Source organism: Saccharibacillus sp. O23 (assembly GCF_002205895.1).
Classification (GTDB): domain Bacteria; phylum Bacillota; class Bacilli; order Paenibacillales; family Paenibacillaceae; genus Saccharibacillus.
This window is the reverse complement of record NZ_NJDE01000010.1, coordinates 239,728-257,407: the sequence shown is the minus strand read 5'-3', so window position 1 is coordinate 257,407 and position 17,680 is coordinate 239,728. Positions and strand designations below refer to the sequence as shown.

Below are 17,680 nucleotides of genomic sequence, written 5' to 3'. Positions count from 1 at the left end.
GAAAAGACGGTTGAAGATCTTCAGGATCGGTCTTGCGTTCGAATCTTAGTAAGGCGTTGCGACCCAGTGGCCCGGCGAAACTTCCACCATTGCCGTATCTTCCGTTTGTTCGTCCGCCGAACGGATCGGACCGCCGCCTTCGGCCGTCATCAAGATCCGCTTTCTCTGCGATTCCACTTCCGGATCCGGAACAGGAATAGCGGAGAGCAGCGATTTCGTATACGGATGGACCGGATTGCTGTACAGTTCCTCGCTGGTCGCCAATTCGACCATCTTGCCGAGATACATCACGGCTACGCGATCGCTGATGTGCTTAACCATCGACAGATCGTGCGCGATAAACAAGTACGTCAGGCCGAGACGCTCTTGCAGTTCTTGCAGCAGGTTCACGACCTGCGCTTGAATGGAGACGTCGAGCGCCGAGATCGGTTCGTCGCAGATAATGAATTTCGGGTTGACCGCGAGCGCGCGGGCGATCCCGATCCGCTGCCGTTGGCCGCCGGAGAATTCATGCGGGTAACGCGTCGCGTGATCGGTGTTCAATCCGACCAGATCCAACAGCTCTTCGATCCGCTTTTTGCGTTCTCCTTTGCTGCCCGCCATATTGTGAATGTCCAGAGCTTCGCCGATGATATCGGATACGGTGAAGCGCGGATTCAGCGAAGCGTACGGATCTTGGAAGATCATCTGCATATCGCGGCGCATCGCTTTCATCTTGCCCGGCGACAATTTATAGATATCGGTTCCGTTGAAGCGCACGCTGCCCGCAGTCGGCTCGTACAGCCGCAGAATGGTACGGCCGGCCGTCGATTTGCCGCAGCCGGATTCGCCTACCATGCCGAGCGTCTCGCCTTCGCGGATATAGAAGTTCAAGTTATCTACCGCTTTGAGCACTTTGCCTTTTCCTACATTAAAATATTTCTTCAGTCCTTCGACTTCGATAAGGTTCTTACCGGTTTGCACGCCCATGACTGACGCCTCCTTTACGATAAATTCCGCGGATCATTTGTTTTTGAGCGACGGGTCGAGCGCATCGCGCAGGCCGTCTCCGAGCAGGTTGAACGCCAGCATGATAATGCTGATCAACAATGCAGGGAACAACATCCGCCAAGGGAAGAACATCCAGCCGGTCAAGGCGTTTTCGACCATCGAACCGAGCGACGAGATCGGAGCCTGCACGCCCAGACCGAGGAAGCTCAGGAACGATTCGGCGAAGATCGCGTTCGGAACCGACAGGGTCAGCGTTACGATGATCGGTCCGCTCGCGTTAGGAAGCAGGTGACGGAACAGCAATCTGCCCGTACCGGCGCCCATCGAACGGGAAGCCAAGACGTATTCGCGATTCTTGAGTTTCATGATCTCGCCGCGGACGATCCACGACATATTGATCCAGCCCGTAATCGTTAGGGCCAAGATGATGGTACCCAGGCTCGGTTTGAGCACGACCAACAGCAGGATCGTAACGAGCAGGTAAGGAATCGCGTACAGAATTTCGGAGAATTTGTTCATGATCGTATCGACGCGGCCGCCGAAGTAACCCATGATGCCGCCGTAGATCACGCCGATCAACAGGTCGATCAGCGCCGCGGCCAGACCGATGATCAGCGAGATGCGCGCGCCCATCCAAGTCCGCACGAACATGTCGCGGCCGAGGTCGTCGGTACCGAACCAGTGAAGCGAAGACGGCGGTTGGTTGGTCGCCGACAGATCGTTGCTCTTGTAGTTGTAGCCGTGTACCCACTGCGCGATCAGCGGACCGATGATCGCGCCGATCACGATCAGCACCAGCACCACAAGACCGCCCATCGCGATTTTGTTGCTGCGCAGGCGTTCCCAAGTGTCGCGCCAAGCCGTCAGACTTTCGCGTTTAATGACTTCGGATTCGTGTTGATTGATATCGACAGGCGCAAAATCAGCCGCCGACAAAGTCGGAAGAGGCTGTTTGTTCGCCTTATTTTCGTTAGCCACTGGTTAGCCCTCCTTGCTTGATGTCAGTTTGATACGAGGATCGACAAGCACGTAAACGATATCGGTGACGAATCGAGCGAACATCAGAATGATACCGTAGAAGAGCGTAATCCCCATGATCATCGTATAGTCGCGGTTCGTGATGCTGTCCACGTATACTTTACCGATCCCGCCGATACCGAAGATCCGTTCGATAACGACGGAACCCGTGATGACGTTGGCGGTCATCGGACCGACATAAGTGACGACAGGAAGAATCCCGTTTCGAATCACGTGTTTCCAGAGGATGGCCGGCCATTTCAGACCTTTGGCTTTCGCCGTCTTGATGTAATCCGCATGCAGAACTTCAAGCATGCTCGAACGCGTCAGACGCGCGATGAACGCGATCGGCTGCGCCGACAACGCGGCGACCGGAAGCACATAACCAAGAACGTCTTTGAGACCCGTAATCGGGAACCAATGCAGCTTGAGACCGAACAGATATTGAATCAGCGATGCAAGCACGAAGCTCGGCACCGCTATCCCGAGTACGGCGAGCACCATGACCACGCTGTCGATCATCTTCCTGTGATACAAGGCCGCAAGCAGGCCGAGCGCCACGCCGATGATCGTCGAAACGACGACAGCAATAAGGCCGAGCCGCAGCGATACGCCGAACGTCTGGCCGATAATATGCGATACCTCTTGATTGAGCTTTTTCATCGAAATGCCCAGATCGCCTTGCAAAATGTTGCCGAGATAGTTCACGTACTGCACGATCTCCGGTTTATCGAGACCGTACTGCGCTTCCAGACGCGCGCGAATCGGAGCCGGTACTTCCTTTTCCGACATGAACGGATCGCCCGGAATGGCTTTCATCAAGAAAAACGTCGCCGTGATCAAAATAAACAGCGAAAGCAGCGTATATAGGAACTTGGTAGTTATATAACGTGCCATATACGAACCTCTCCTCCTTCTTCCTCATCCTGTATTGAAGCCTAGCTTCATGTATAGGTGCATATTCATTATTTTCAACCCTATATACTGGTTAAGCAAGATTAAAAATGGAAACTTGACGAACATGCAAAAAAATCGGGATATATATGGGCAATCCACATATATCCCGAACTCTTATTAAGCTTGGGTCATGCACACCTAGATCCGAAGATCTTAGTGATTTTCCAGGTAAGCGTGATTGAAGTTGATCGCGCCCGAGAAGTCGGTCGTTACGCCTTTGAGGTAAGGTTTCGTGAGCGACGCTTGCGTGTAGTAGTACACCGGCATGATTGCCATTTCGTCTTGGATCAAGATTTTTTCTGCCGCAGCCAGATCTTGCATACGTTTTTCCGGATCGTTGCCGCCTTTGTAAGCCGCGTCGATCAGTTTGTCGTATTCAGCGTTGGAGAAGAATGCGGTGTTGTTGCCGCCGCCCGTTTTGAACATGTCGATGAATGTCATCGGATCGTCATAGTCGGCTGTCCAGCCGGCGCGAGCGATTTGATAGTTACCCGTTTTTCTGCTTTCCAGGAATACGGACCATTCTTCGTTTTTCGTTTGGATCGTTACGCCGAGGTTCTTTTCCCACATATCAGCTACGGCCAGAGCCAGCTTCTGGTGGTTTTCGCTCGTGTTGTACAGCAACGTGATCGGAGGCAGAGTCGTGTAACCCGCTTCTTTCATGCCTTCTTCGAGCAGTTTCTTCGCTTCTGCTGCATCTTCCTTGAAGTAGCCGCTATCCGGATACGTTTGACGGAATTTTTCGCCGTTCAGACCCGCGATGGAAGTCGGAACGAATCCGAATGCCGGCGTTTGACCTGCTTTCGTTACGTTTTCGATCAGGGATTTACGATCGATCGACATTGCGAAGGCTTTACGGATCTTCGCGTTGTTGAAAGGTTCTGCTTTGGTGTTGAACTCATAGTAGTAAGTTGAAGCGATATCCGTCAGTTTGAACTCGTCCGGAAGTTGTTGCGACAGCGGTTGGATTTGGTCAGTCGGGATTTCGCCCGTAGGAGCGCCCGCATAGTCGATTTCTCCGCCTTGGTACGAAGCCGTTTCGGTTGCGCCGCTGTTTACGACGGAAGCCGTAACGTTGGTCAGCTTGATGTTGGCCGCGTCCCAATATTTGTCGTTCTTCGTCCATTGCAGTTCGGAACCGGCAGTCCAGCTCGACAGCGTGAACGGTCCGTTCGTTACCATTTTCGCCGGATCGGCTGCCCATGCTTGGTCAGCTTCGACGGATGCTTTGTGAACCGGGTAGTACGTGTAGAACGAAGTCAGACCCAAGAAATAAGGAGTCGGATTCGTCAGTTCGACTTCCAATGTCTTCTCGTCGACGGCTTTGATGCCTACGCTCGCGAAGTCTTTGGTTTTGCCGGTGTTGAAGTCTTCGGCGCCTTTGATGTAGTACAGTTGGTAAGCGTAGACCGGAGCCGGAGTCGTTTCCGGGCTCAGCACGCGCTGCCAAGCGTATACGAAATCGTTGGCCGTTACCGGATCGCCGTTGCTCCAAGTCGCGCCTTCGCGCATATGGAACGTGTATTTCAGGCCGTCTTCGGAGATGTCCCACTTTTCGGCAGCGCCCGGAGCGGGTTGGCCTTCAGCGTTGATCGTCGCGAGACCTTCGTACATGAAACGCAGCGCCGTGTTCGACTGGCTGTCTTGAGCTTGCGCCGGATCAAGCGTCGGCGGCTCTGCACTGAGGTTCAGGTGCAGGGTTTGGTCGGCTGCCAGGTCAGCGTCGGTTGCGGCCGGCTCAGTCGCCGTACCCGTATCCTTCGTGCCTTCTTCGGTCTTGGTACCCGAATCCGTAGTAGCTGTCTCTTTGGCGCTTCCGCAACCAGCGAGCACTGTGCCGATTACAAGAATCAGCGTGAGGAGCATCATCCAGCTTTTCTTTTTCATCCTGCAGCTTTCCCCCTACAAAAAGATTAATTTTTTTATTGATTATACCCTCCACCCAAAAAAAAATCTATAACCTTTTTTCAGAATCTTACGCTTTTTTTTAAATTTCACTTCTTTTCTGTCACATTTTCTGTCTCGAACCTTGATTTTTCAACAAAAATCATCGACATATTTTCATTTTCCAACCCGTTATGTATCATCGCCATGTCAGCTATTTACGATATACGCAATAAAACCGGCGCCGGCAAGCAGAACATAACACGGAGCCAAAAACAAAAACGCAAGGCGCCAAAATCCTTTTGCCAATCGTTCGGGTTCGATCTTTCCCCGTTTGCGATTCTGGGCGCTTCCGAGCAGTCCGCCCAGAATCAACAGGATCAATATCAACAAATAGAACCCGAACGAAGACGAAAACACGTAATTATAAAGCGCGGATACGGAAAAGATCAGGAAAGGCGTCGTAAAGTCCATCGCCCGCCGAAAGGAAGCTTGTTTCGTCTCTTTTCGCAGCATTCCCGCAGCATAGACGAGAATGAACGGCAAAAAAGGCAGCACGCACAGCGTAATCAATACTCCCGAGACCGCTTCGAACATCTTTTCCCCTCCCGCTTTCTTCGAAATGATGGGCGATTCTATTCCTTCATGCCTTCGATCAATTCCAGAAGCATTCGATTAAGCGGAGCTTCCGCCTTGAATCCGCGCGCCAGATCGACGATGCCGCCGCAGATCCATCGAGCTTCCGTGGAGCGTCCGTGCGTAACGTCTTCCAACATGGAAGATCGGTTACGCGAGGTTGCGCGGCAGACCCCGATCAGATCTTCCCACCAGCCGGCTTCGAACGAAATGCCAGCAAGCGCATACACATGCCCGATCTCTTCGAAGATTCCGCGCATCGTTTCGATTCTGTGCCGCGAAGCGAGCAGAGCTCCGTTCTCGATCTTCCAGATCGCCGTCAACGGGTTGATTACGGCATTGATCATCAATTTCCGGTACATGACGGTTTCGATTTCATTCGACGCCGAGAGCGTCAATCCTGCCGCCGCAAAGAGGTCGATCAACTTTTTCTCGGCGGCTTCTTTTTGCGGGGAAAAGACGGATGCCGTTCCCGGAAGGCCGAACAAGGTCGCGCCTTGTCCCGCGCGCAGCACCGAATTCGCATCCGAACGGCGCGCTCCTTCTGTCGTGATCGCCGCGTAAATATCGTGATTCGGCAGCGCGCGGCGAAGCCTCTCGATATGTCCGACTCCGTTTTGCAAGCAAAACAATCGGTCTTTCGCGCCGAGGTCGGCTTTTAGGCGATCGATCAATTCTTCGTTCAGATCTTTTTGTTTGAGGGCCAATACGACCCAAGTGTCTTCGCCCGTCTTGGTTCTCTCGGCATGTCGTTCGATCGACAGAGCCGCGATCGCTCCTGCCGGAATTCGTAAAGGAGGCCGGTCTTCGGCGCTGCGGACTTCGATTCCTTCGCGCGCGATCCGCAGCGCTTGTTCTTCCTTGCGCGTATATAACGCGACGGAGGCGCCGCCCGCGGCGGCTCCGGCCGCAAAAAGCAAGCCTAACGAGCCTCCTCCGATCACTTCGATGTTCAATCCGCGTTCTCCTTTCGCTTCGGCAAGCCGGCGGTCGCGGTTTACGCCCGAAGCTTGCAGCCGTATAATCAGAATAAGAAAAACCCGTCGCGATAAGCGGAACTTTATTGTACCACAGCAGGAAGAAAGCAGGCATGACGAAGAAAGAAGTTTCGCGGAACGCGCCCCGAACGGCGGGAAAGAAAGTGAGGAAAACGCTGTGCCGAAACGTTTGTACGCCGGACTGCTCGCCGCAGCCCTGCTTGTGGCTTCCGGTACGGAAAAGGTTCCGGCGGCCGAAGCCTCGTCTTCCGGCGACCCGGCCGACTGGACCCCCGAGCAGCGGAAGCTGCTTCAAGACACGTTGTCGCTCAGCGAACTTCAGCGGGATACGGAGCGAATCGCCGAAGAACAAAACGAACTGGCCCGGCAGGGAGAGAAGCTGAGCGGAGAAATCGAAACGCTGCAAACCCGTATCGCGAGCAGCCGCGAACGCGCCGATACCGTCGTGCGCTCCCAATACATGCAGGGACAGCGGCCGATGCTGCTGTCCCTGCTCAACGCCCGCTCGTTCGGCGAACTGACGCGGATATACTATTACTACGAATTCGCGATTCGCCATGATCAAGAACTTCTGCTCGGCTTCCGGGAAGACTCGGACCGACTTCAGAACCGCAAAGATCAATTAGCGGCCAATTCGGCGCGATTGGAAGAAGTGAAGCGCGGAATCGAGCAGCAGCGCGCCCGGCTGACCGCGCTTCAAGCAGACATCGACTCCGGACTGCTCACCAGCGACGATCCCGCAAGCCTCAGGCGGCTTGCCGACGAACTGAACGTCTATTGGAGCAATGTCGGACTGTTCGAAGTCGACGAATATTTTTCGCAATTGGCGGCGGCCAGCGAGAAGCTGCCCGATTTTCTGCAAAATAGCGGCAAGCTCAAAGTATCGGGTCTCGGAACCCGCTATACGATCGAATTGACCGACGCCGAACTGAACGATTTCCTGCGTTCGCAAAGCGAAGACTTCGCCGATTTTTCTTTCTCGTTCGAAAACGGCCGCGTCGTGGCCGAAGGCAAACAAGATCGATTGACGCTGCGGATCGAAGGCCGTTATACGTTGGAGAACGAGCCGCAGAACGCCGTACTCTTCCACGTGGACAAATTGATCTTCAACGGGCTCGAACTTCCGGAGAGCACGCGCCTCGAACTCGAACGCAAATACGATCTGGGGTTCTATCCGCAGCAGGTCGCTCCGGTCAAAGTCGACGACGTGGAGATGCAGGACGGCTATCTCAAGATCGAACTGCAATTGGTGCTGTAGCTTCTCCGATCAAGGCAGGAAATAAGCGGCCAATCCGTCGGCGTCCAATCGACCTTCGTAGAAACGATCCAATGAACGGCTCCAGGTATTTTCCCGGGAAGCCGTTTTTTTGGCGTTGCGCCCGGTTCCCGCTTCGTTGTCCTCGGCGGCGCGCAGGGCTTGCAGATCGGGAATCCACGACAGAAGCGGCGCGTTATCGGGCTCGTCGTAAACGCTGCGGAGCACGGGCAGATGTCCGGTCAGGCCGTACCAATCGCTTTGCGTCGAGCGGCCCGTCACGTAAGCGATCCACAGCGAAGCTTCGCGCGAACGTTCCGTATCGGCCGCAATGCCGAAGCAGCGAAGCGAAGCGATCTCGATCGGCCCGGCCAGAGGCGCGACGCGGGAACCGGGCAGATTCTCCGCTCCCAATCGGGATAAACGGTCTACGGCCAACGCCAGTTGGCCCGATTCGACTTTGGTTCGAAGGCTGACGGGCGACTGTCCGCCTGTCAGAGACAAATCATGCAAATACGTACGGGTTCGAAGCTCGTCGGCAAGCTGTAAAGCCCGCTTGAGGCGTTCCGCGTTCGATCCTTCTTCTTTGCCTTTCCATAGATCCACCAACGCGGAAAAAGCACGGACGTCGCCTGCCGGCAATCCGATGATCTCGTCCGCAAGCGCGGCGCTTCGGGATTCCGAACCTTGTCCGGCGGAAGCTTCTTCCTCCGGTCCCGCTTTCGATTCCGCCGATGGACGCGGATCTCTCGGCTGAAGCTGCGACTTCTCCCAAGCCTGCCAAGCCTGCTGACTCTGCGGCAGTCCTCCGGACGCGGCCGCGAACCGGCCGGGATTCCAAGCGATGCCGTAAGGATCGTAATCCAGCGGCACCGCCCAACGGTAGCCGTTCCATTCGACCGACTCGGCAGGCAGAGGAAGCGAATCGGCCGCGGCCGCCATATTCGATTCGTACAAATCGGCAGGCAGCAGCCTTCCGGCCGCGGCGAACTCCGCTACCCAAGCGCCGTCGAGCATGAGGACATCCGGCTCCCGGCCGGCGGCGTACGCTTCGCGGTACGTTTTATACGCTTGTTCGGGCGCGATATTCACCAGCGTGACATCGGCGCCGGAACGCCGCCGGTATTCTTCGTTGATCGTCTGAAGAGCTTTGAATTCTGCGGCTCCCATCATCGTATAGACTTCGATTTCGCGTAACGGACGCTCCGATTCCCCTTCTTGCAGCGCGGTCGATCCGTCGTCCGAATCTCTGGGCGCTCCCGAATTCGAAGCCACGGGCAGAGACGACGGCGACAGATTGATCAGAGCAAGGAGCAGTATGCCGAACAGCACGAAATGATTTTTTCGTTTCAATTCAGTCCCCTCCGTTTCCTGCTTCCCCCATTGTACCAAACGATCTTTTTTCCAACCAAAAAAAGAATCCGGTAGCAAAACCCGGATTCTTTGCTTTTTGATTGCAAATCGACTGAAACTTTCTGCTTTACAGCAGGTCCGCCGCCAGTTGAGCCAACTTCGAACGTTCTCCTTTTTCCAAATGGATATGCCCGGCCAGTTTCTGCGATTTGAACTGCTCCACGACGTAGGTCAACCCGTTGCTCGCGGCGTCGAGGTACGGATGGTCGATCTGCTCGGGGTCGCCGACCAGAATCATCTTGCTGCCTTCGCCGGCGCGGGAAATGATCGTCTTGACTTCATGCTTCGACAGGTTCTGCGCTTCGTCGATGATAATGAACTGCGACGGGATCGAACGTCCGCGGATATAGGTCAGCGCCTCCACCTGAATGCTGCCGAGCCCCATCAGGATCTTGTCGATGTCTCCGGCGCTTTTGGTGTCGAACAGGAATTCGAGATTGTCGTAGATCGGCTGCATCCACGGACGAAGCTTTTCTTCTTTTTCGCCGGGCAGATATCCGATGTCTTTGCCCATCGGCACGACCGGCCGCGCGACCAGCAGCTTTTTGTATTTGCGGTCGTCTTCGACCTTCATCAATCCGGCCGCCAGCGCGAGCAGCGTCTTGCCGGTACCCGCTTTGCCGGTGATGGTGACCAGCGGAATATCGTCCGACAGCAGCAGTTCGAGCGCCATGCGCTGCTGAGCGTTGCGGGCCATGATCCCCCAGACCGGGTCATGCCCTTGGAACAAGGGTTCGAGCCGCTTGGCTTCCGCGTTCAGCTTGACGAGCGCCGATTTGCTGCCGCTTTCGTCTTTCAAGATGGCGAATTCGTTCGGATACAATCGTTCCGCCGCGCCGCCGACATCCGACACGAACAAATATTTATCCCTATAGAAGCGATCCACAAGATCGTACGGAACCTGAAGCGAGATATATCCGGCATAGAGCGCGTCGGGATCGGCCGCCCGGTCGGTCATATAATCCTGAGCGACCAGTCCGAGCACATCGGCTTTGACCCGGACAAGCACGTCTTTGCTGACCATCACGACCTGCTTGGCTTCGTTTTCCGGCAGTTCTTGTTGTTCCTTATGATAGTTGAGCGCAACGGCCAGAATGCGGTTATCGTTCGTCATCTCGCCGAACATATCCTGCATGCTCTGGAAACTGCGGTGATTGAGTTCGACCCGGAGTACGCCGCCGGATTCCAACGCGACTCCGTCATGCAGATGTCCGCGCTCGCGCAGAGCGTCGAGTTCCCGCGATACGCTGCGGGCGTTGCGTCCGATCTCGTCGGCCAGCCTCTTCTTCGAATCGATTTCTTCCAGCACGGCAGCCGGAATGACTACTTCATGCTCCTGGAACGAAAAGATGGAACGGGGATCGTGCAGCAGAACGTTGGTATCGAGCACAAAGAGTTTTTTCACGAAAAATCCCTCCCGAGGCTTAATGGAACCGCAAGCCGCCTTCCCGATCCGGCGTACATCGCGCCGCGATCCGGGCAGCGCCGATCGAAACCGTCCACCACCTCCTCTCGCGATCCTCTCACGAATAAAGGCCCAAACGAAGACAAAAAAGCCCGCGGCGAACCGCTAGGCTTTTTTCATGGCATTCATGACTTGGCTGTCGAGAAACTCGGCAGCATGAATATCGAGCGTGCGACTATATTGGGGCGGCGAAGACAAGTGCGCGCCGTAGAACAACGCGTTGCGGACCGCTTCGACTTCCACGTCGAAACAGCACATCCGAAACGGCACGTCCTGCAAAGGATCCTGCACGACGTTCGCCTTTCCGTTGATGGCATACACTTTCTCGCCTCCGAAAATCGTCAGCGTCACTTTGGGATTATGCAGCATGTTGCGGACCAGACGGGAGCGGTGATCGACCGCAAAACGAAGCGTGCCCGGGTTTACGGCATAAAGCCAAGAAATGGTCGTTGAAGTCGGACCGTTCGTTTCGGCGTCAACGGTAGCCAGCAGAGCAAACGTCTCGCCCTGAAGCTGAACGTACAAAGATTCGGTCATTTGCGTAACGGCTTCGGACATCCTGTGGCCTCCTAATACGGCGTCTGATCGAGAGTTATAGATCGAGGTGAATCTGCTTCGATTATATCACACCCGGAAACGGTCGTTCAATCGAACGACGTCTCGGCAATCCGACGTCTTTACGGAGCCGCAGGCGAAGCGGCCTGATGCCTGCCCGCCAACTCGTCCTGCAAAGCTTGTTTGGCGGCATCGAGTTCGTCCTGCTTCATATCGACGAAACCGGTCTTCCGGCTCCACGGACCCGTGACCTGCTTGTACGTGATGTTTTCTTTCGGAATGTCCCAATACGTGCGAACGAGATTCATCACTTGTTTGTTCTCCAGATCGGTATCCATGTTATGGGCGACCGCGTCGATCAACGAACCGGCTTTGGTCACCGCGTTAAACGACTTTAGTTTGTCGAGAATCGCCGCGATCAGTTCCTGCTGCCGTTTGTTGCGGTCGATGTCGCTGGACTCCGGCGTTTTGTTGCCGGCGCACAGGTCTTTGCCGCTCATCGTCAGCGTATTGGTCGTATGGCGGTATCTCGCGAAACCGAGCGCTTGTTTGCCGTCGAGCGTTTGCAGCCCTTTTTTGAGATCGATGTCCGTATTGTCCGCTTCGGTCTTGTAGCACATGTCTTGATCGACGTTCACTTCTACGCCGCCGACCGCGTCCACGACGTCTTTGAGCGTATTGAAGTTGACCACGGTCGCATAATCGACGGACACGCCGAAATATTTGCCGAGCATTTTTTTCATCTCGTCTTTGGCGCTGTCGCCGCCTTTTTTCTCGTCGACCAAAAACTTCGGATAATAGGCATTGACCTTGCGCACCTTATAACCGTCCAGTTCGAAACGACCGTCGCGCGGAAGCGACACGACCGTCGCGGTATCCGTTTTCGGATTCATCGCGACCACCATGACGACGTCGGTCAGATTCGTATTGGTCTCCTGACGGAAATCGGTACCCAGCAGCGCCATCGCGATCGGCTGCGTATCGGCCGGCTTGACCGGTTCCCCCGCCGTGCCGATCGCTTTGGACTTCTGATAGATCATGCCTAGATAGATGCCGATTCCGATGACCGCCAGAATCAGCACGATCGCGAAGATCGTCCAGAAGCGTTTCGCGCCGCTCTTTTTGCGTTTGCCGGCGGCTGGCGGCCTGCGCCCTCCGCTGCCGCCCGCGCTTCCGCTTCCTCCGTTCGCGCCTGCGCCCCCTGCTCCTCCGGAAGCTCCGTTCGCTCGGCCGCGCGCCGCGCCCGAACGCGGCGGCAGACCGCCGCCTCTCGTACTGCTCATGTTCGATCCAGCTCCTTCTCTGTATGCGATCCGTGCGAGGCGGCCAAGTTCGCCGAACTCCCGCACAAATAAAAACGGGGTCCGCGCCCCCCGGCGGCGGACCCCGTTCGCCGCAGCCGCCCGGCGTCTTCTATTTAAGACGCCCGGGGCACGGGAAAAGTTACCGATTGCTTAAGAAATCGAATTTACGCGTTGGCTTGAGCTTGCTTGCGTTGTTTCTCGGCACGCTCGCGCTCGCCTTTTTGCAGGATCTTTTTGCGCAGACGAACGTTTTTCGGCGTAATTTCGCAATACTCGTCGTCGTTCAGGTATTCCAGGGCTTGTTCCAGCGAGAACAGGCGCGGCGTCTTCATTTTAACGGTATCGTCTTTCGTTGCCGAACGTACGTTAGTCAGTTGCTTTTCTTTGCAAATGTTAACGACGATGTCGTTGTCGCGCGTATGCTCGCCGACGATCATGCCTTCGTAAACTTCCGCTCCCGGTTCGACGAACAGCGTACCGCGATCTTCGACGCCGAGGATGCCGTACAGCGTCGCGTTTCCGTTTTCCGTCGATACGAGAACGCCTTGGTGACGTCCGCCTACTTGGCCGCCGATCAGCGGTCCGTAGCTGTCGAACGCGTGGTTCATGACGCCGTATCCGCGAGTCAGCGTCAGGAAGTTCGTGCGGTAGCCGATCAGGCCGCGCGCCGGAATCAGGAATTCCAGACGGACTTGACCCGTGCCGTTATTGATCATGTTGACCATTTCGGCTTTGCGCATACCGAGACTTTCCATAACCGCGCCCATGCTTTCTTCCGGCACGTCGATCAGCAGGCGTTCGATCGGCTCCATTTTCTTGCCGTCGACTTCGCGCACGATAACTTCCGGTTTCGATACTTGCAGCTCGTAACCTTCGCGGCGCATGTTTTCGATCAGGATGCCGAGGTGAAGCTCGCCGCGTCCCGATACGATGAACGCGTCCGGGCTGTCGGTTTCTTCGACGCGCAGGCTGACGTCGGTCTCCAGCTCGTTGAACAGACGGTCGCGCAGCTTGCGGGAAGTCACCCATTTGCCTTCGCGGCCCGCGAACGGACTGTTGTTGACGAGGAACGTCATTTGCAGCGTCGGCTCGTCGATCTTAAGAACCGGCAGTGCTTCCGGATTCTGCGGATCGGCAATCGTCTCGCCGATGTTGATGTCTTTGATGCCCGCGATCGCGATGATGTCGCCCGCGCCGGCTTGTTCCGTCTCGACGCGCTTCAGGCCTTGGAAGCCGAACAGCTTCTCGATCCGCGCTTGCTTCATGCCGCCTTCGCGAGTCATGACCGCGACGGATTGACCTTGACGGATGATGCCGCGGTTCACGCGGCCGATCGCGATACGGCCCAGGTATTCGTTATAGTCCATCAGCGTCACGAGGAATTGCAGCGGATCTTCCGTGCTTTCCGTCGGAGCCGGGATATGCTCGATGATCGTGTCGTACATCGCCTGCATGTTGTCGTCCTGCTTCTCGGCGTCGAGGCTCGACGTGCCGTTCAGCGCGGAAGCGTACACGACAGGGAAGTCGAGCTGGTGATCGTTCGCTCCGAGTTCGATGAACAGGTCCAGTACTTCGTCGATGACTTCGGCCGGACGGGCTGCCGGACGGTCGATCTTGTTTACGACCACGATCGGAGTCAGGTTGTGCGCCAGCGCTTTGCCGAGTACGAAACGGGTCTGCGGCATGCAGCCTTCGTAAGCGTCGACGACCAGCAGCACGCCGTCTACCATTTTCATGATCCGTTCCACTTCGCCGCCGAAATCGGCGTGTCCCGGCGTATCCACGATGTTGATCAAGAAATCTTTATAGGTAATCGCCGTATTTTTCGCCAGAATCGTGATGCCGCGTTCTCTTTCGAGATCGTTGGAGTCCATGGCGCGCTCTTGCACGTGTTCGTGCTCGCGGAAGATGCCGGACTGTTGCAGCAGCTTATCGACCAACGTCGTTTTGCCGTGGTCGACGTGAGCGATAATCGCGATATTGCGGATTTGTTCTCTCGAATGCATGAATGGAATGTTCCCTTCTCTATTAAAAATGTTAAAAAACGGATGCTTGCGTTTCTCACAAAAGAAGCGTCCGGCAAACCCGCCGACGCTCCACAATCCCTTTGATTATACACGATTTTCATGAAATTTCAAGCCTTTTTACATTTTACGCCATCCGTTACGCTTGCCGACCTTCGAATCCGGCCAGAAGACCAACCAAGCTCCCGCCAGAATCAACAGTACCGACAGCGCATAGAGGAAAAAAGAACCGAGCAGACTGAAAATGAACAACACCGCCGATAACCCGATCAATCCGAGCGAAGCGTAATACAAGCTTTTGGAACGTTCGCCGGAAAACATCTCGTATTCGTACAGGCCGACGCCCGGTCCCAAGAAAAACGCAGGCCACAGCACGTCGAGCAAACCGAATCCCCATGTGTTAAGCAAAGAGAACGTAATCCCGTAGACGACCAGCGTACCTCCGGGCACGAGCGCCCAAGCCGGCAGCGTGCGCGCGGCGAACGCCAAATGAAGCGCCACGCCGGGCAGCAGAATCAGCAGCGGCCAGAAGACCCGTCCCAGAAAAGCGAAGACTCCCCATTGTCCAAGGAGAATAATAAGCCCGGCGGTCAAAATGAAAATTCCGATCGCTTTTTTATCGTTATTTCGCATCCGATTCTCCCCTTGCGGAATTTTCGCGCAATTCTGCGTATGCCGCAGAATCTCCCGTCGTTCTTTTTATCGGAACATGACGACTTTTCATTCAGCGATTCGGCAAAAGTTTATCGGGCAAGGCATCGGACATCGGAGTTAAAACCAGTCGGGATCGATCGAAGCCTGCGCATGCGCTTCGGCCTGCCGCAAACGCGAACCGCCCGCGAGCAGTTCGACGGTTTCCGTGCCTTCTACGGCTTCGGCGATCAATCGGTCGAGATTCGGCGTTACCGCCTCGATCTTGTTCACGATGCGCAGATTCGGATTGGTGGTCGGCGATTTCGGAACGAACAGCGTGCAGCAATCCTCGTACGGCAAAATGGACGTCTCGTAAGTCCCGATCTGCCGCGACAAGCGGATGATCTCGTCTTTGTCCGTCATGACCAGCGGCCGCAGAATCGGCAGCTCGGTCGCCCGGCCGATCACGTTCATGCTCGGAAGCGTCTGGCTCGCGACTTGCCCGAGACTTTCGCCGGTCACGAGCGCCAGCGCTTTTTCCCGTTCGGCAAGCCGGGTCGCGATACGCAGCATGGCGCGGCGCATCAGCGTGATCATCAAGTTGTCCTGACCTATCTGGGTAAACGAAGTCTGCACGTCGGTAAAAGGCACGATATGCAGCCGCACTTTGCCCGCGTATTCCGCGAGCGTCTGCGCCAGATCGATCACTTTCTCTTTGGCCTGCTCGCTGGTAAACGGGTAGCTGTGGAAATGCACGCATTCGATCTCCAATCCTCGGCGCAGCGCGGACCAGCCGGCGACCGGACTGTCGATGCCGCCCGACAGCAGCAGCATCGCTTTGCCGTTCGTGCCGAGCGGGAAGCCGCCTACGCCCGGAATCACGTTGCCGAAAACGTAGGCCGCTTTGTCCCGGATCTCGACGCGAAGTTCGAGCTCCGGACTCCGCATATCCACTTTGAGCAGCGAAAACCGTTTGAGCAGCGGCGAAGCGATCAGCGGATTGCTTTCCTGCGACGAGTGCGGGAAGCCTTTCCATACCCGGCGCACATTCGTTTTGAACGTCGTTTCCTTGGTCAGCTGCATCGCTTCGACCAGTTCTCCCGCCGCTTGAACGATGGCTTCGAGTTCCGGAGCCACGGCGCGTACCGGGCTGAGCGAGGTCATCCCGAACACGTTTTGCAGAATCGGAATCAGCGTTTCGACCTGCTCGCTGCCGGGATCGACATAGATTCGGCCGAATTCCCGGCGTATCTTGGCATCGGGATACGGACGCAGCAGCGCCCGCACATGCTCGACCGCGGCTTTTTCGAAACGGGCGCGGTTGCGCCCCTTAAGCGTAACTTCGCCGAAACGAAGCAGCAAATAATCGTATTTCTTCATTCGTTATCTTTTTCTCCCCTCAAGCGGCGCCAATCGGCGAACCGCTTTATCCAGCGCGTCCGCCAACAGGCGCACGTCCCGGCTTGTATGTTCGTCGCCCAGGCTTATGCGGATTCCGGACGTCGCATGTTCGCGGCTTCGTCCCATCGCGCTTAAGACCCGGCTGGGCTTCTCGGTCTTGGCCGCGCAGGCGGACTGCGCCGACACCAGCATGCCCAGCTCTTCAAGCGTATGCAGAATAACCTGGGATTTCAAGCCCGGAAACGTAAAATGCACGATATGCGGAGCCGAAATCTTCGGTTCCGTAAGCGTCAACACGTCATGCCTACGCACTTCGGCGATCAATTCTTCGCGAAGCTCCGTCATGCGCTCGGCGCGCGGCACCCGATCTTCCGCAGCCATGCGGAACGCTTTGGCGGCGCCCACGATCGAAGCGAGATTTTCCGTTCCCGCGCGCAGCCCTCTCTCTTGGCCTCCGCCCGTCAGCAGCGGAAACAATCTTACGCCTTCGCGCACGAACAGCAGACCGACGCCTCGCGGCCCGCGGACTTTGTGCGCCGAGACGCTGTACAGATCGATCGCCGACGCTTGCAGTTCCAATCCTGCCCGCCCGAAGCCTTGCACGCCGTCCACATGGACCCTAACGCGCGCATCGCGCAGTTTCACCGCGCGGGCGATCTCTTCGACCGGCTGCACCGCTCCCGTTTCGTTATTGACGTGCATCACGCTGACCAGCGCCGTGTCTTCCCGCAGCGCGGCCAGCACTTTCTCTGCCGAGACCGTACCGTCGGCTTCCGGCTGCACGAAAGTCGTTTCGAATCCCAACTCTTCGAGCTGAAGGCAGCTTTCGGTGACCGAAGCATGTTCGATCTGCGTCGTAACGATATGGACGCGCCCGTCTTTTCGTCCGAGCAGCGAGCCTTTGATCGCCAGATTATTGCTTTCCGTCGCTCCGGACGTAAATACGACTTCGCCCGGCTTGACGCCTCCGAGCGCGGCCGCGCATACTTCCCGCGAACGTTCCAGCAGCTTCGACGCCGCTTGACCGCCGCGATGAATCGAAGACGGATTGCCGCTGTGCGCCTCCATGACTTCCGCGACCGTACGAATGACGTCGGGATGAGTCGGAGCCGAAGCCGCATGATCGAAATTTAGCATAAACCGAGAAC

At 56.1% G+C, this 17,680-nt stretch carries 15 protein-coding genes; 1 reads left to right on the top strand and 14 read right to left on the bottom strand.

Translation table 11 applies throughout. The features are described from left to right. Window positions 1–45: 45 nt before the first annotated feature. The 6 genes from CDO73_RS15080 to CDO73_RS15055 form a co-directional block, all read right to left on the bottom strand. A complete protein-coding gene (locus tag CDO73_RS15080) occupies window positions 46–969 on the bottom strand; it encodes an ABC transporter ATP-binding protein (RefSeq protein WP_088489346.1) in 924 nt (307 codons plus the stop codon). A 33-nt stretch (window positions 970–1,002) separates the two neighbouring features. Next, entirely contained in the window at window positions 1,003–1,926 is a 924-nt protein-coding gene (locus CDO73_RS15075) for an ABC transporter permease (RefSeq protein WP_256972713.1), read from the bottom strand. A gap of 45 nt (window positions 1,927–1,971) precedes the next feature. Beyond that, on the bottom strand, window positions 1,972–2,904 hold the full coding sequence (locus CDO73_RS15070; protein ID WP_088489344.1) for an ABC transporter permease: 933 nt from the start codon (window positions 2,902–2,904) through the stop codon (window positions 1,972–1,974). 213 nt (window positions 2,905–3,117) lie between these two features. After that, on the bottom strand, window positions 3,118–4,851 hold the full coding sequence (locus CDO73_RS15065) for a peptide ABC transporter substrate-binding protein (RefSeq protein ID WP_088489343.1): 1,734 nt from the start codon (window positions 4,849–4,851) through the stop codon (window positions 3,118–3,120). Window positions 4,852–5,058: 207 nt separating this feature from the next. Continuing rightward, window positions 5,059–5,445: a DUF3397 domain-containing protein gene (locus CDO73_RS15060; protein WP_088489342.1), complete on the bottom strand. Its 387-nt coding sequence runs from the start codon at window positions 5,443–5,445 to the stop codon at window positions 5,059–5,061. A 38-nt stretch (window positions 5,446–5,483) separates the two neighbouring features. Further along, window positions 5,484–6,440 carry a ketopantoate reductase family protein gene (locus tag CDO73_RS15055; protein WP_179218713.1) on the bottom strand — a complete coding sequence of 319 codons (957 nt, stop codon included), beginning with the start codon at window positions 6,438–6,440 and terminating at the stop codon, window positions 5,484–5,486. Window positions 6,441–6,639: 199 nt separating this feature from the next. Here CDO73_RS15055 and CDO73_RS15050 point away from each other — a divergent pair, with 199 nt between their 5' ends. Beyond that, window positions 6,640–7,740, top strand: a complete 1,101-nt coding sequence (locus CDO73_RS15050) for a coiled-coil domain-containing protein (RefSeq protein WP_088489340.1) — start codon at window positions 6,640–6,642, stop codon at window positions 7,738–7,740. A gap of 9 nt (window positions 7,741–7,749) precedes the next feature. Here the strand turns inward: CDO73_RS15050 and CDO73_RS15045 are convergent, their stop codons facing one another. From CDO73_RS15045 to CDO73_RS15010, 8 genes are all read right to left on the bottom strand, one after another. Further along, window positions 7,750–9,090: an ABC transporter substrate-binding protein gene (locus CDO73_RS15045; RefSeq protein WP_088489339.1), complete on the bottom strand. Its 1,341-nt coding sequence runs from the start codon at window positions 9,088–9,090 to the stop codon at window positions 7,750–7,752. A gap of 127 nt (window positions 9,091–9,217) precedes the next feature. Continuing rightward, on the bottom strand, window positions 9,218–10,555 hold the full coding sequence (locus CDO73_RS15040; RefSeq protein ID WP_088489338.1) for a PhoH family protein: 1,338 nt from the start codon (window positions 10,553–10,555) through the stop codon (window positions 9,218–9,220). 165 nt (window positions 10,556–10,720) lie between these two features. Beyond that, a complete protein-coding gene (locus CDO73_RS15035; RefSeq protein WP_088489337.1) occupies window positions 10,721–11,173 on the bottom strand; it encodes a pyridoxamine 5'-phosphate oxidase family protein in 453 nt (150 codons plus the stop codon). Between the two features lie 119 nt (window positions 11,174–11,292). Further along, on the bottom strand, window positions 11,293–12,453 hold the full coding sequence (locus tag CDO73_RS15030) for an LCP family protein (protein WP_088489336.1): 1,161 nt from the start codon (window positions 12,451–12,453) through the stop codon (window positions 11,293–11,295). Window positions 12,454–12,638: 185 nt separating this feature from the next. Then, window positions 12,639–14,480 (bottom strand): translational GTPase TypA, encoded by a 1,842-nt coding sequence (gene typA, locus CDO73_RS15025; protein WP_088489335.1) that lies wholly within the window; start codon window positions 14,478–14,480, stop codon window positions 12,639–12,641. 138 nt (window positions 14,481–14,618) lie between these two features. Beyond that, window positions 14,619–15,131 (bottom strand): hypothetical protein, encoded by a 513-nt coding sequence (locus CDO73_RS15020; RefSeq protein ID WP_088489334.1) that lies wholly within the window; start codon window positions 15,129–15,131, stop codon window positions 14,619–14,621. Window positions 15,132–15,269: 138 nt separating this feature from the next. Beyond that, window positions 15,270–16,511, bottom strand: a complete 1,242-nt coding sequence (gene thiI / locus CDO73_RS15015) for a tRNA uracil 4-sulfurtransferase ThiI (RefSeq protein WP_088489333.1) — start codon at window positions 16,509–16,511, stop codon at window positions 15,270–15,272. Window positions 16,512–16,514: 3 nt separating this feature from the next. Next, window positions 16,515–17,669 carry a cysteine desulfurase family protein gene (locus CDO73_RS15010; protein ID WP_088489332.1) on the bottom strand — a complete coding sequence of 385 codons (1,155 nt, stop codon included), beginning with the start codon at window positions 17,667–17,669 and terminating at the stop codon, window positions 16,515–16,517. Window positions 17,670–17,680: the final 11 nt, after the last annotated feature.

Excerpts from the sequence above, each read along its gene's own strand:
- CDO73_RS15080 (WP_088489346.1), bottom strand. The coding sequence starts at position 969 with ATGGGCGTGCAAACCGGTAAGAACCTTATCGAAGTCGAAGGACTGAAG.
- CDO73_RS15070 (WP_088489344.1), bottom strand. The coding sequence starts at position 2,904 with ATGGCACGTTATATAACTACCAAGTTCCTATATACGCTGCTTTCGCTG.
- CDO73_RS15065 (WP_088489343.1), bottom strand. The coding sequence starts at position 4,851 with ATGAAAAAGAAAAGCTGGATGATGCTCCTCACGCTGATTCTTGTAATC.
- CDO73_RS15060 (WP_088489342.1), bottom strand. The coding sequence starts at position 5,445 with ATGTTCGAAGCGGTCTCGGGAGTATTGATTACGCTGTGCGTGCTGCCT.
- CDO73_RS15035 (WP_088489337.1), bottom strand. The coding sequence starts at position 11,173 with ATGTCCGAAGCCGTTACGCAAATGACCGAATCTTTGTACGTTCAGCTT.
- CDO73_RS15030 (WP_088489336.1), bottom strand. The coding sequence starts at position 12,453 with ATGAGCAGTACGAGAGGCGGCGGTCTGCCGCCGCGTTCGGGCGCGGCG.
- typA (WP_088489335.1), bottom strand. The coding sequence starts at position 14,480 with ATGCATTCGAGAGAACAAATCCGCAATATCGCGATTATCGCTCACGTC.
- CDO73_RS15020 (WP_088489334.1), bottom strand. The coding sequence starts at position 15,131 with ATGCGAAATAACGATAAAAAAGCGATCGGAATTTTCATTTTGACCGCC.
- thiI (WP_088489333.1), bottom strand. The coding sequence starts at position 16,511 with ATGAAGAAATACGATTATTTGCTGCTTCGTTTCGGCGAAGTTACGCTT.
- CDO73_RS15010 (WP_088489332.1), bottom strand. The coding sequence starts at position 17,669 with ATGCTAAATTTCGATCATGCGGCTTCGGCTCCGACTCATCCCGACGTC.